The sequence below is a fragment of the Leptolyngbya cf. ectocarpi LEGE 11479 genome (genome assembly GCF_015207065.1).
GTDB classification, from domain to species: Bacteria; Cyanobacteriota; Cyanobacteriia; order Phormidesmidales; family Phormidesmidaceae; genus Leptothoe; species Leptothoe ectocarpi.
Genome location: NZ_JADEXP010000163.1, coordinates 1 through 13,531 on the forward strand (window position 1 = coordinate 1; position 13,531 = coordinate 13,531).

A 13,531-nucleotide genomic window follows, 5' to 3' on the forward strand; every position below is an offset into this window, starting at 1 on the left:
AGTCAGGACCGCTTTTAGGACTAAGCCCGTAGACCAGCCATCTAGCAGCAGATGATGCTTGCTCCAAATACAGTGATAGGTAGTCTCGCTCCAGCGGATCAGCACTAGCCGCATCAAAGGAGCCTGGGAAAGGGAAAAGCCCTGCTGCCGATCCTGCTGCAGCCAGGTCTCTAATTCCTGCTGCTGTTGTTCAGACGACTGGTCTCGCCAATCCAGCTGAGTAAATGGCAGCGTCACTTTTTGACGAACAAGCTGGATGGGCTTTTCCAAGCCTTCCCACACAAAGGCCGTACGCAGAATGGAATGTTGTTCTATGGTTTGTTCCCAGGCCTGACGAAACGCCTCAATCACTAGATCACCCTGGAGAGTGAAGCCAAACTGAGTGCAATACATGCCCGCCTTGGGGGCCATCAAACTGTGGAATAAAATGCCCTGCTGAGTGGGCGTCAGTTCGTACAGGTCTGCAAGATTATCTACTTTTTGCATGGTCTAACCCTCCTCACTGGTTTGCAGCTGAGCCAGTACCTGCTCAAGGGCCGTCTGGCTTAGGTTGGCCTGGGGAAAATCGGAGGGGGTATAGCCTCCGGCTTCATTAGAGGTGCAGTGGGCAATCAGCGCTCTTAAGGCGGCCATGGTCTGTTCGGCTACCTGGGCAATGGTTTCTTGTCGGTGGCACTGGTCGCTGTAGGTCCAGGCCAGCTGCAGTTGGCCTGCTAACACTCGGCCATTAATCTCAAGTAAATGTCGTCGCCGCGTCTTCGGATCTCGGCTACGGCCCTCGGATTCTGGAGCCAAACCAAACAAACTGGCCTCGGGTAGGCTGCTATCAAACTGTCCCAGGTAGTTGAAAATTAAACTGGGCTCTGGGTGGGTTGTCTCCTCACCACTGAGATATCGACCAACGCCGTAGTCCAGGGGCCTGCCGGGACGCCGCAGCTGTTCTTTGATAGCCATCAGTGCCGCTCCGGGGTTGGGGTCCGCAGGCAGTGTGAGCTGCACTGGGAAAATGGCGGTAAACCAGCCCACGGTGCGGGAGAGATCCAGCTGTCCGTCAAAATCATCCCGGCCATGGTTCTCTAGCTCAATCATCAAGGACGATCTCTCGGTCCATTTCGTCATGCCTTGCAACAGCGCCGTTAGCAGTACGTCATTAATCTGGCTTTGGTAGGCTTTGGGCACCTCCCGCAACAGCGCCTGGGTTTCGGCAACATCCAGGCTGAGGGCCAGTGTGTGGGCGGATGCCACCGTGTTGTTGCCGTCGGCAAAGTCCAGGGGCAGCGGGGCTGGGTTCTGGCTGGGCTGGGTTTGTGGCAGCGACTGGCTGTAGTTGACTAGGTGTTTGCCCCACTGTTGGAAGGAGGTGGTTTTAGGGGGGAGTGCGATCGCAACTCCACTCTGTAGCTGACCATAAACCGTCTGGAGATCCTCCAGTAGCACCCGCCAGGACACCCCATCGATCACCAGGTGGTGCACCACCACTAGCAGCCGGGCCGAGCAAGTAGGGCCAAAGTCAAACCAGGCGGCCCCCATCAGCGGTCCATCGGTAATATTTAACGAGGTTTGCAATGCGTTGGCATGGGTCACAATCTGAGTTTCCACATCGGCACAGCCTGGCGCGTCAATTCGCCGCAGCGAAAGCGGCCTGTGGTCTCCGTGTACCGCCTGCCAACGATTGTCCTGACGCTGGAACCGTAGCCGCAGCGCGTCGTGGTGCTGGATTAGATGGTTGAACGCTTGCTCTAATAAATCCGGGTTGAGAGACTCTCGCACTTCTAGCAAAAGCGCCTGGTTCCAGTGGTTGCGGTTATTAACTGCCTGTTCAAAGAAACGATGTTGAATCGGAGTGAGGGGAGCGACGCCGCTAATGGGGCCTTGCTCAGCCTTGGCCGCTGTGGCGGTGCCTGCAACGGCGGCTAAACCTGCAATGGTTTGATGCTCAAACAGCTGGCGGGGGGTGAGCTGCAGACCGGCCTGATTGGCCCTGGCAATCACCTGAATGCTCAGAATAGAGTCCCCACCCAGTTCAAAAAAGTTGTCGTGGATGCCGATATTGTCCACCCGCAACAGGTCTTGCCAAATACCCACCAGGGTTTGTTCCGCAGCGGTGCTAGCAGCCGTTTGTTCAACATCCGAGCGGCGACTGGGGGCAGGCAAAGCCTGGCGGTCAATTTTACCGTTGGCATTGAGGGGAAATGCCCGCAGCGGCACCACCACCGCTGGCACCATATAGTCAGGTAGTTTTGTGGCTAGATCTGTTTTTAGGTCTTCCGGGGATGCGGTGGTAATGGCATAGGCCACCAGTCGCGCCGGTTCTGGGCTCTCTTCCCGGAGCACAACAATCGCCTGCTGGACCGCCGGATGTTGTTGTAGTACAGCAGCGATTTCCCCTAGCTCAATGCGAAAACCCCGCAGCTTGATCTGGTCATCAATGCGGCCCAAAAATTCTATTTGGCCACTGGGTAAATGACGCCCCCGATCGCCTGTGCGGTAGAGCCTTCCTGAGTCAAAGGGATTGGCAATAAATCGCTCTGTGGTGAGGGCGGGACGATTGAGATAGCCTCGGCTAACGGCAGCACCCCCGACATAAATCTCACCGGGAATGCCCACGGGAACGGGCTGATGGTGGGCATCCAACACGTAAACCTGCACATTGGGCAACGGCTGTCCTAAGGGTAGGGTGGTCTCCTGAAGAGCCTCCGGTACGGGATATGTGAGCACCCCGACGGTGGTTTCGCTAGGGCCGTAGTGATTTAAGATTTTGCCTGCGGGCCGATGACGGCGAATCTCTTTCACCAGAGAGCCTGGGGCGGCTTCCCCACCCAGGACTAAACACCAGTGCGGTAGCCAGGTAGTATCAGATTCATCCGTAAGCAAGGCCCCAAGATGGGAGGGCACAATTTTTAGACAGTCGAGGGGATGTTGACGACAGTAGTCGGCGAGGGCACTAGCCTGTAACGTGCGATCCTCAGCAATCAGATGTAAGCAGCCACCGGTACACAGGGCGGCAAATAGAACCGTATTCCCTAGGTCTGCCGCCACGCTGGACACCAGGCCGTAGTGGGCATTGGCCTTGAGGTCCAGCTGGGGCAGAATCCCCTGCACATAGTTGAGGATGTTGCGGTGCTCAACGGCAACGCCCTTCGGCTGTCCGGTGGACCCGGAGGTGTAGATAACGTAGGCCAGATGCTCGGGGGCTGTGTGGTGGGGTAAATTCTCGGTGTTGGTTTCGTTCGAGATGGCATCTAGGCAATGGGTGGGGATGGTTTTGGGGATGCGATCGCACCATTCCACCTGAGTCAGCACCTGAACCACCGCCGCATCCTGGCAAATGGTTTGCAGCCGTTCCGTGGGCAAATGGGGGTCAAGGGGTAAATAAGCCCCTCCAGCTTTGAGGATACCGAGGATGGCGATCACCCAGTCGAGACAGCGGGGCAGCACCACCGCCACCACGCTCTCGGACGTTACCCCTTGCTGCCGCAGCCTTTGGGCAATCTGGTTAGCCCGATTGTTCAGCTGGCGATAGGTTAAGCAGTCCGCTTCAAACCGAAGAGCGGCATGCTCGGGTGTGCACGCTACCTGGGCTTCAAACCACTGATGCAGGCTGTTGTAGTTAGAAGGCTGGGTGGTGGCTTGGTTAAAGTCCACCAGTAGGGTTTGTCGTTCTGCTGCGCCGAGCAACGGCAGCTGGGCAAGGGTTGTTTCCGGTGCCGCCAATGCCTCTGTCATCAGGGTTTGCCAGTATCCCTGAATCTGTTGAATGGTGGATAAATCTAAACGGCTAGCATCGTAGAGCCAGTCTAGGGTGAGATCGCCCGAGAGATTGTCAGCCTGGGGCCGACACACGAGCTTGAGCGTGGACGGTTCCAACAGAGTGCTGGTGGCCGTTACCTCTAAAGGAGACAAATTCGCCGGGGCCGCCTCCACCCCAAAGCTGATGGGAAACCAGCCCGTTTCATCCTGCTCCCAGGCAAAATAGTCCTGCCAGGGCTGAATATCGGCTAGCGTCTGATGGACTTGGGCCACCAGGGCGGCAAAACTTTGGTCGGGCTGCAGTTCGGCCCGCAGCGGCAGATCGCGCGTCAGCAGTCCGCAGGCCGTTTGCAGCTCTTCGTAATGCTGGCGGGCGTTACAGCTGTAGCCCAGGGTGAGGGTAGATTGTTCGGTGAGCCGGGCGATTAAAATCTGCCACACCGCCAGACATACCTCATCCACTGTCACACCTTGTTGGGCGGCCCAGCTATAGAGGGATTGGGCTTGCTCAATCGGCAACTCGACAGAATGGGTCTCGAACTGAAACGTGTCAGACTCGACGGAGTCTTTGGGCCGCTCTAGGGGCAACCGTTGTACCACCTGCTCCAAATTGCTTGAGCGTCGCCAGTAGCTGCGTCCGGCGGCGGTGTCTTCTCCTTCTAGCAGTTCGATTTGCCACTCGGCCAGGTCGGCATACTGTAGCGGATCTTCTAGCTGAGGTGTTGCCCCATAGAACTGCTGGAACTCCTGGGCTAGCAGCGACAGGGTGGCCCCATCGGCACACAGCGCCGACACGCTAAACAGCAGCTCGTCTGGCCGAATCCAGTGCACTTGAAATAGGGGACCTTGCACCCAGTCAAACGGCTGCTTTAGCAGGTTTTGCACCTGTGGGGCTGTGCTGTACCGCACCAGCACCGACTCACTCGACAGGCTGTCGGCAATCACCTGGAGGGGCATGGTCATCCCCGGCAGGGTGGGAAATGTGGTGCGCAGAATTTCGTGGCGGTCGATTAGCTGCTGCAGGGCTGCCTGTAGCTGATCGGCAGCATAGGGCTTGTGCGATCGCAGCTGCAGCACAGCCCGAAAAGGCGGGCGGCGCTGCTGGAGTCGCCACAGACGTTGCTGCTGGGGGGAGAGACGATAGCCTGCAATTTTAGATGCGGGCGGTGTTTGAGCAGTTTGCATAGTATCTACACCGAGGGTTAGGAAAGAGGGCAAAAAAGAGGCTTAGGAAAAGCTAAGGAAACACAACAGAATATTTATTCGGTTGCCGCCGTCACGTTTGGATAGGGCTGGGCCATACCCACCAAGACTTTGCGGGGACCGCCATAGGGGGTGCGTCCGTGGGCCGCCAACATGTTGTCGAGCAGCAGCACATCTCCCCGCTGCCAGGGAAACATCACCGTATGGGCCCGGTAGGCGGCGCGAATGGTGGCTAAGTCGGTTTTATCCAGGGCAGAGCCGTCGCCGTAGTAGGCGTTGCGGGGTAAGTCTGCTTCAGCGATGTCGGCCAGCAATCCCTCGCGCACCGCCGGGTCCAGGTTCGAAATATGGAATAAATGGGCCTGGTTAAACCAAACCCAGTCTCCGGTGTGGGGATGACGGGCCACGGCCTGGCAGATCTGCTGGGTGCGCAGACGATCGCCGTTGCCCCACTCCCAGGTCATGCCGTTGGCTTGGCAAAACGCCTCCACCACCGCCGGATCGTCCGTTTGAAAGACGGTCTGCCAGGGCAAATCTAGGGAGCCACCATAGTTGCGCACGTAGAGAATTTGTTGTTGCTGCCAGCGCGATCGCAAATCCGACGGCAGCGCTGCATACACCCGACGGCTGTCGGCAATGGGCGTCATTCCCCCCGAGACAGAGGGCTGAACACAGAGAAAAGCAATTCTCAGGGGCCACTGACGGCTGTAGGCCATCTCGTTGTGCAACGGAATCGTCTGGCTGGCCGGATATTCTGTGGAGGTATACACCTTGCCACTCACCTGGGTACGCGGCGTCGAGCGATAGGAATAGTCCAGCAGATTGCCGCCAATGGCGTTTAAAAAGGGTTCTAATTCTGGAATGCTTTCGCGGTCAAACCCACGAAACAATAGCCCCCCATGGTGACGGAGTTTGGCCTCAATCCACTCAGTTTGGGTCTCCGCCCAGGTGGCCAAATTCAGGGAGGCATTGGCCTGCACCACCAGCGGCAGCCGCTGTTCGGGAGCCAGGGTCTGAGCGGTAATCAACGATTCTGAAGAAACCTGAACCGAGCGGCGACGAATGGCGCTCAACCGCTGGCGAGAAGAAGAAGTCATAGCGCTAGGAAATAAAGGTTTGACGGCGAGTGCCCCTCAGCTTTTGTCGCTGGGTGGACAGCAGCGCCCGTTTTTGCTCCAGCATTTGCTGCTGCTGCCGCTGTCGGAGATGTTGGACCAAGTCTTTAATGGACTGCTCGGGAGCGCGGGCAATCTCAGCGAGGAGATCTTCATAGCCCCGGGCGAGTCGAACCATGGTGGCGGATTCAAACAGATCGGTGCTGTACTCCAAAGCCCCCCGTAACCCCTGGGGACTTTTCCACATCCCCAGCTTCAGGTCGTGTTTGGCGGTACCTAGATCAATCTCAATTGTTTCTAAGGTCAGCCCCGGAAACGACACCGTGGTGACCGGATCGTCCTGGAGATAAAACCAAACCTGATATAGCGGCGTCTGGCTTAAGTTCCGTTCGGGCTGCAGCTCGTCCACCAGTTTTTCAAAGGGGATATCCTGATGGGCATAGGCATTGACCGCTTCATCGCGCACCCGCTGTAGCCACTGGCGAAAGGTGAGATCGCCGTCGATGTCGGCACACAGCACCAGGGTGTTGGTAAAAAAGCCAATCAGGTTGGCCACTTCTGGGCGATCGCGGTTGGCGATGGGGGTGCCCACTCGAATCTCGGCCCCTTGGGCATAGTCATAGAGCAATACCTGAAAGGCAGCCAGGGTGGTCATAAACAGCGTGGCATTGGCCTGTTGGCTCAGCCCCTGCAGCTGATCCGTCAGGTCGGGCGATATGCCCAGTAGATGACGGTGGCCGCGATGGCTGCGCACGGCAGGCCGGGGAAAGTCGGTAGGCAAGCTGGGTAGCACCGCCGGGGAGAGATGGGAACGCCAGTAGTTAAGCTGCTTTTCTAAAACGTCTCCCTGCAGAAACTGTCGCTGCCAGACGGCAAAATCGGCATACTGAATCGGCATTGGCGGCAGCTGGGGCAGCAGCCCCAGCTGGTGGGCGTCGTACAAAATGGCCAGCTCCCGAATCAGCACCTCCATGGACCAACCGTCGGAAATGATGTGGTGCAGCGTCAGCAGTAGGACATGGGTGTCGGCCTCTAGTTGAATTAGGTGCGATCGCACCAATTCATCCCGCTCCAAATCAAACGGCTGCTGCACCCGCTCTAACGCCTGGGCTTGAATCGCCGCTGTCTGATCCGCCTCCGGTAGATCCAGCCGATGCCGGGTTGACGCTACGGCCCCAGTTGACTGCACCCGCTGATACGGCTGACCATCCACCAGCACAAAGCGCGTCCGCAGAGATTCATGGCGCTGCACCAGATCCTGCCAGGCTCGCTCTAGCGCCGAGCTATCCAAATCTCCCCGCAGCCGCACCGCCGCCATCATCGTGTAGGCCGGATTGCCAGGTTGCAGCTGGTCTAAAAACCACAGACGCTGCTGGGCAAAGGATAGGGGGAACTGGTTGGGATGCTGGAGGTGCGATCGCAGCAGGGTTTTTAGTTGCGATCGCTTGGAAAGCGGGTCAGCCCGAAGCGTAGAAGCCATAGTTTAAAAAGAACAATTCTCGATAGCGACAAGGTCCAAAAATCAAAAATCAGGTACGCACGTAGAGCTAATAGCTCCCTAAACTAATTTCCTTAAACGCATTTCAATAGGTCTGATAGAGAGAAATCTAGGGAAGAAAAACGGACAGATCTAATCTTTGAAGCTAGGCGACATCAGGACGGAAGCTCTCGATCAATTCAAATGTTTTCACCACACAAATGAAAAATCCATGCAATAGCAGGCTAGTCTTAAATAAGAATCTTTGTCAACAGAATCATCTAAACCGCCCTTTTTTATGAATCTCATTTCCCTGCTATTGCGCACATCCCCGATTGCCATGGCCGTTGCCATCGTGGCTGGGGGGCTGAGCGGTGGTGGCAGTGCTCGTCTCGTCGCCTGGGCCAACGAAGTGATCGCCGGTCGCCAAGCAATAACGGCCTCCTTTTTGTGGAGCTTTTTTGGTTTGCTAGCCGTGGTTCTCGTTGCCGGCTACCTGTCGCAGCTGCTCCTGATTCGTCTGGGACAGGGTGCCCTGCTCAACCTGCGGCTGCGACTCGCCCGGCAGCTGCTCGACTGCCCCCTACGTCAGCTGGAAGATTTGGGCAGCCATCGTCTATTTGCCTCCCTCACCGCCGATGTTGAAACCATTGCCTCCGCCTTCACGGTGGTGCCCTTTCTCTGTATTGACCTAGCCATCGTGGGCGGTTCGCTGCTGTACTTAGGCTGGCTATCGGTACCGTTGCTGCTGGTGATGGTGGCGTTTTTGCTCTTAGCCACGGTCACCTACCAGCTCATCGCCCAGCGAGCCCGACGCTTTTTAGTCACGGCCCGCAACGAACAAGACCGATTATTCAAACACCTGCGCGGTCTGATTCACGGCATCAAAGAGTTAAAGCTGCACCAGCAGCGACGACAGGTTTTTCTCACTGATGAATTACACCAGACGGCGGCCACCTATCGCCGCTTTAACGTGTTTGGCATGGGCATCTTTGCCGGAGCCGCCAGCTGGGGTCAGCTGATTTTCTTTGCCGTCATCAGTGTCTTTTTGTTTGTTGTTCCCCAGTTCAGTGCCCTGGATAGGACTCTGCTTTCCAGCTATGTGCTCACCGTTATTTATCTCAACGGCCCCCTCGAAAATTTAATGCGGCGTCTGCCCATCCTCAGCCGCGCCAGCGTTGCCCTAGATAAAGTAGAGTCCTTTGGCTTTATGCTCAACCAGTCTTCGGAGCCCCCCAGTGTCCAGACTCTGTCCACATCATGGCACCACCTAGAACTGAAAAACGTCATCCACCGCTACGACCGAGGTGCCGACACGCCGCCATTTACCGTCGGCCCCATTAACTTAGTCTTTACCCGGCCAGAAGTGGTGTTTTTAATCGGCGGCAACGGCAGTGGTAAATCCACCCTAGCAAAGCTGATTACCGGCCTATACCCCCCCAGCGCAGGCCAGATCACCCTGGACGGCAACAATATCACCGATGCCAATCGAGAAGCCTATCGGCAACAGTTTTCCGCTATTTTTGCCGACTTTTATCTGTTTGACCGTCTCCTCGCCCTGGACAGCCCCCAACAAATTGAGCAGGCCAACGCCTATCTCATGGCCCTACAGCTCGACCATAAAGTTCATATCCAGGATGGCCAGCTGTCCGACATCGATCTCTCCCAGGGACAGCGCAAACGCCTGGCACTGCTCACAGCCTATCTAGAAGATCGCCCTGTTTACCTATTTGACGAATGGGCAGCCGATCAGGACCCTCATTTTAAGACCGTGTTCTACACCCAAATTTTGCCTGAGCTTAAGCGCCAAAAGAAGCTAGTATTAGCCATTACCCATGATGATAACTATTTTCATCTAGCCGATCGCATCCTCAAGCTAGAGAATGGTCAGCTAGCTGAAAAATCAATTGCACAGGCGATTTCCTGAAATGATTAAGACGCGTCCCGGCGGAGTAAGAGGCAGTTTACTTATTGAAATGTTTTCTCATTTAAACTATCTTGGTTCGGTCGGACAGGAGCTAACGGCAAAGCCAATGTTGGAAAAGATGCCAGTTTTTAAAAGAGTGCTGTTTGCGATCGCAACGTTAATCCTGGTTGTTGCCTGCGGAACACCATCTCCAACCACTCAACCCGTCATCCCCGAGCAGGGACACATTGTTTCAACAGCGTTAGGTGATGTCGTTGTCCCCCAGTCCCCCCAGCGAGTAGTTGTGCTGTCTCAAAATGCCCTCGACAACACTCTGGCCCTAGGAGTAACGCCCATTGCCTCCACCTATTCAGGGTTTCCCCATCGCTCCAACTACGGCAGTTTTGCCGACTATCTGACCGATAAAACTGAGGGTGTTGACAACATTGGCCATTCCTCCCAGCCAAACCTTGAAGCCATCCTGTCACTTAAACCAGACCTGATTTTGAGCAACGTAGAGGACCATCGCACCTTCTACGATCTTCTCTCCCAAATTGCCCCCACGGTACTGGTCGAAACCCGAGCCGATGCCCTCGCCACCTACGCCGCCGCCTTGGGCAAACCAGAACAAGGAGAAGCACTCATTCAAGATTTTCAGGCCAGGATTCAAGACTTTCGACAACAGATAGGCGATCGCCTGCAAACCACCGAAGTATCTGTACTGCGCTTCCGCCCCGATCAGGTGCGTTTGTATATGCAGAACTCTTTCTGCGGCTACATTTTAGAGCAGGTGGGTCTGCCTCGCCCGCCATCTCAGGCCAAAGCCAAATTCTACGAAACCGTCAGCCTTGAAGCCATTCCAGCCATGGATGGAGACGTGATTTTTTACTTTCAAGACAATCCCCAAAACTCCATGGCCCAGAAGGTTACAGGACATCCCCTCTGGCAACAGCTGGAGGCAGTGCAGCAGGAGCAAGTATACCCCGTATCATTTGACACCTGGTTTTTGGGCAATGGAATTTTGGCCGCTAACGCTCTGCTAGATGATTTGTTCAACTATTTAATTGATACCCCAGAGCGTTAAGCTCAGACCTACAGCCAATTACCTACCAGAACAAAAGGACTCCAGAAGTAGGGAGAGGCCAGCTGGGGATCTTGCATCAGTGCTAACTGAGCTTGGCGAAATGCCTCAGCTTTAGTGGTGTCCGGCTGAGCTAGAGCTTTATAAAACTCAGTCATAAAAGCCGCTGCAGCCTGGTCATTAATAGCCCATAAACCTGCTAAGGTACTGCGTACTCCAGAGCGAATGGCCGTACCTGCGATACCCAGGACCGCTCGACTATCACCCGAGGCTGTTTTACATGCACTAAAGACCAGTAGCTCCACTGGAGATAGGTCACTGCGGTTGCGAGCTTGTAAAACCTGACTCATTTCTTCCATCGTTAGTTTGCCATCCCAGGTGACGATAAACGTGTCCTCAACGGTTGCTCCAAACTCACCATGGGTAGCAAGATGCACGACACTAGCGGGAGCTGTTTTAAGACTATTGAGAAGATTAGGTTTCGTTAGGGTTTGATTGAACAAAACCTGGTTGTCAGGAATTTGTGTGGTGACCTGCTGAAGTTCATGTAATTGCTCAACTGGGTTGAAAGAGAGATAGCCCAGGAGAGAGAGCCGTTTGAATCGCCTTGAGAGCGGATAGACCTTGGCGTTTACCGGTATTAATCACCGATCTAACAGCGGCAAATAGGTCACGTCCCCATTCAGATCGGAATCCATGGGTGACTTTTCGGAAGACCGTACTCATCCGAATGGCTTGTTCACTAGAATTATTGGTAGGCGGAATAGTTCCATCGTCTAAGAAGACAAACAAATGGTCCTGAATCTCGTCATAGCGATGACGTAATCGAATCCCATCAGCTTGGTCAGGCTGGCGTTTCAAATGCTGTCGTAATCGTCGTTTAATATCTAATCGATAGTGATAGAGCGTTGAGGGGACCAACGACTCACGCCGTTTATGAATGGATAAGGCCCGCAATAACAGGCGCTTCATCACCGGAGCAAACACCGTATCCCCGGCATCAATGGCAAATTGGCAGTCTCTGAGTTGATGCGCCAGACACACTTGCCATTGGGCGGCTGGATGACTTTTTTGAGCACTGAATAAATCCGAGACCCACACCTCAGGTTGATGGTCACCGAGGACGTCATAGATGACACTCGCCCCTCGGGTGGCACACACCACATGAAAACAGATGTCTTCATTTTGGCACACCCATTCCCATTCCGTATGCCCCTTCACCCGAGCACTGGTTTCATCCGAGCAGATCAGCCGTGATTGCTGAAGGTGAGCCTGAATCTCGTCCATCGGCTCACTTAGTTGATGGTGTACCCGCCCTAACAGATTGGCCAAGGCTCCTTCGGAGATCGAGAGATTAAAGACCTCATCGAGCAATTGATGTAACCGTTCATAGCTGATGGCATGACCATACCGTAGATACGTCACCAAGCTGTTGAGCATGTCGTCACTCGTGCCTCCACGGTTCGATCTGGATTGGGACTTAATCGACGTCCCCCACCTTGTCGTCCCACACTGGCCTCTCGACGCACGTTCCCTTTTTTACGCTTCTTCTGATTGGCCTTAAAGTCTTGCAACGGTGGTTTGCTTGAATTCTTACTCGTCTTTTTCGGACGCTTTTCTATCTCGTCTAATCGCTGACGCAGACTTTGCATCTCCTCCCTTAGCACCTGTATCAGTGCATCTTTCGCCTCTGGACTTAACTGGCTAAGGTCAGGAAGGTCTTGCATACAACTACGTTACAGATTGTGCTCTGAGAAAACAATCCCCCGGAGGGGGCGTTGAGCAATTACTGAGGACATTGTTTGCACCTTGCCCCTAACTCAGGTCCATACAGCAGATTGGACAAATGCGGTTGCTCCCCATTGGAGCAAAGCCATCATGCCACCGTTGAGCTTGAAATTAATTCGCAACATTATCAAAGCTGGCGTCATCAATGTAATTCAAGGGGCTTTGACATCAAATTTGATGGCGAAGGGATATCGCCAAGGGCTGATTCAATATGGCTTACTGTGCGCCTTAAAAACCTAAAACAAGCTCAATACATCTACACCCACACCCAGGACCACACCAATATCGGTCCCATCATTAAAGGCTGCATTTACCCTAGCTGTTCCCGTAATTAGATCGCTAATCGGTACATCTACACCCGCCGTCACCAGGGGACTGATCTCAAAATCATCGATTTCAACACCAATGCCAGCCCCAACAAAGGGAATCACCCTAACCCGTTCACCAGCACCAAGGTCTGAAAAGCTATTAGTCAGTGCAAATGACGCGAAACTATCCCCACTCAATACGGAGGCCGAATGAATAGCCAGCGTATCGTTAAATGAAAATCGGCCTACTAATGAAAAACCACCGTCACCTAGTTCCGTATCGCCGTCATCACTCACACCAATGGTGCCACCGATACCAAAATAATGGATGCGGTCATTGTCCCTCCGAACCCTCTGTGCAACTACAGCGTCCGGTGTCAGGCTAGCCGCTGATTGAGCAAAACTGGGGCTAGCCACCAGTAAAACTAGAGCATTGACTAGGCTGAACGATCCAATTTTTTTGATAGCAGACATGGTCATCGAGCATCCCCAAAAAACAGCGAGTGGCCATAGCAGCCACTATGGGTGAGCCTACTATATGACCGGGCCAATTAGGTATCATATTTTTCATATTTTTCATATGAAGAATCCGAGTTTGAAACTAGCTATCGCCAGTACGCCAATTGTCTTAATGGCACCTATCAGATGGCGTACTTAAGGCACCGTATAAAGCTTAGAGGTCGCGTATCAAAGGATACGTGAAATTTCAGGATATTTTCTAGGTTTTTTGTCCAATTGATTTCAGAATTTAGGAGACTAAGGACATGTCAACGAATTAAACGCTATGTCTCTGGACGAATTTGAACAATATTATCGTGAATCAATGAGTAAGGCCCTCAACCAGCTGCAGCGGATGACCCTACTCTCATCAAATCTGAAGGAGACAGTGGATGAGCTGAGTAT

11 protein-coding genes are annotated in these 13,531 nt (G+C 54.1%); 3 read left to right on the forward strand and 8 right to left on the reverse strand.

What is annotated here, in order from left to right; all coding sequences use genetic code 11:
- The 4 genes from IQ260_RS17050 to IQ260_RS17065 all read right to left on the reverse strand — a co-directional run.
- Positions 1 to 486 (reverse strand): condensation domain-containing protein (locus tag IQ260_RS17050; RefSeq protein WP_228016195.1); only part of this gene is annotated, 486 nt, incomplete at its 3' end.
- Between the two features lie 3 nt (positions 487 to 489).
- Complete coding sequence (locus tag IQ260_RS17055) at positions 490 to 4,935, reverse strand: non-ribosomal peptide synthetase (RefSeq protein ID WP_193994314.1); 4,446 nt, start codon at positions 4,933 to 4,935, stop codon at positions 490 to 492.
- A gap of 74 nt (positions 4,936 to 5,009) precedes the next feature.
- A complete protein-coding gene (locus IQ260_RS17060) occupies positions 5,010 to 6,050 on the reverse strand; it encodes a TauD/TfdA family dioxygenase (RefSeq protein WP_193994315.1) in 1,041 nt (346 codons plus the stop codon).
- Positions 6,051 to 6,054: 4 nt separating this feature from the next.
- The gene (locus IQ260_RS17065; protein ID WP_193994316.1) at positions 6,055 to 7,548 is read right to left on the reverse strand and encodes a condensation domain-containing protein; all 1,494 of its coding nucleotides are present in this window, start codon (positions 7,546 to 7,548) and stop codon (positions 6,055 to 6,057) included.
- A 295-nt stretch (positions 7,549 to 7,843) separates the two neighbouring features.
- Between IQ260_RS17065 and IQ260_RS17070 the strand changes: the two genes are divergently transcribed.
- Positions 7,844 to 9,472, forward strand: a complete 1,629-nt coding sequence (locus tag IQ260_RS17070) for a cyclic peptide export ABC transporter (protein WP_193994317.1) — start codon at positions 7,844 to 7,846, stop codon at positions 9,470 to 9,472.
- Positions 9,473 to 9,590: 118 nt separating this feature from the next.
- The gene (locus IQ260_RS17075) at positions 9,591 to 10,535 is read left to right on the forward strand and encodes an ABC transporter substrate-binding protein (protein ID WP_193994318.1); all 945 of its coding nucleotides are present in this window, start codon (positions 9,591 to 9,593) and stop codon (positions 10,533 to 10,535) included.
- Between the two features lie 8 nt (positions 10,536 to 10,543).
- Here IQ260_RS17075 and IQ260_RS17080 read toward each other — a convergent pair whose 3' ends face one another.
- Genes IQ260_RS17080 through IQ260_RS31120 form a run of 3 tightly spaced genes read right to left on the reverse strand, consistent with a single transcriptional unit; the run spans position 10,544 to position 12,259 of the window.
- Positions 10,544 to 11,173, reverse strand: coding sequence for a CHAT domain-containing protein (locus IQ260_RS17080; protein ID WP_193994321.1), 630 nt, complete (start codon positions 11,171 to 11,173; stop codon positions 10,544 to 10,546).
- On the reverse strand, positions 11,088 to 12,017 hold the full coding sequence (tnpC, locus tag IQ260_RS17085; RefSeq protein WP_322744983.1) for an IS66 family transposase: 930 nt from the start codon (positions 12,015 to 12,017) through the stop codon (positions 11,088 to 11,090). The genes IQ260_RS17080 and tnpC overlap by 86 nt, the downstream gene beginning before the upstream one ends.
- Entirely contained in the window at positions 11,954 to 12,259 is a 306-nt protein-coding gene (locus IQ260_RS31120; protein ID WP_228016197.1) for a DUF6444 domain-containing protein, read from the reverse strand. Before IQ260_RS31120 ends, tnpC begins: the two co-directional genes overlap by 64 nt.
- An 82-nt stretch (positions 12,260 to 12,341) precedes the next feature.
- Between IQ260_RS31120 and IQ260_RS17090 the strand changes: the two genes are divergently transcribed.
- Positions 12,342 to 12,560: a hypothetical protein gene (locus tag IQ260_RS17090; protein ID WP_193994319.1), complete on the forward strand. Its 219-nt coding sequence runs from the start codon at positions 12,342 to 12,344 to the stop codon at positions 12,558 to 12,560.
- On the opposite strand, the gene IQ260_RS17095 is transcribed toward IQ260_RS17090, so the two are convergent.
- Positions 12,557 to 13,102: a hypothetical protein gene (locus IQ260_RS17095; protein WP_193994320.1), complete on the reverse strand. Its 546-nt coding sequence runs from the start codon at positions 13,100 to 13,102 to the stop codon at positions 12,557 to 12,559. The genes IQ260_RS17090 and IQ260_RS17095 overlap by 4 nt on opposite strands.
- Positions 13,103 to 13,531 lie beyond the last annotated feature (429 nt).

Excerpts from the sequence above, each read along its gene's own strand:
- IQ260_RS17075 (WP_193994318.1), top strand. The coding sequence starts at position 9,591 with ATGCCAGTTTTTAAAAGAGTGCTGTTTGCGATCGCAACGTTAATCCTG.
- IQ260_RS17070 (WP_193994317.1), top strand. The coding sequence starts at position 7,844 with ATGAATCTCATTTCCCTGCTATTGCGCACATCCCCGATTGCCATGGCC.
- IQ260_RS17065 (WP_193994316.1), bottom strand. The coding sequence starts at position 7,548 with ATGGCTTCTACGCTTCGGGCTGACCCGCTTTCCAAGCGATCGCAACTA.
- IQ260_RS31120 (WP_228016197.1), bottom strand. The coding sequence starts at position 12,259 with ATGCAAGACCTTCCTGACCTTAGCCAGTTAAGTCCAGAGGCGAAAGAT.
- IQ260_RS17055 (WP_193994314.1), bottom strand. The coding sequence starts at position 4,935 with ATGCAAACTGCTCAAACACCGCCCGCATCTAAAATTGCAGGCTATCGT.
- IQ260_RS17060 (WP_193994315.1), bottom strand. The coding sequence starts at position 6,050 with ATGACTTCTTCTTCTCGCCAGCGGTTGAGCGCCATTCGTCGCCGCTCG.
- IQ260_RS17095 (WP_193994320.1), bottom strand. The coding sequence starts at position 13,102 with ATGTCTGCTATCAAAAAAATTGGATCGTTCAGCCTAGTCAATGCTCTA.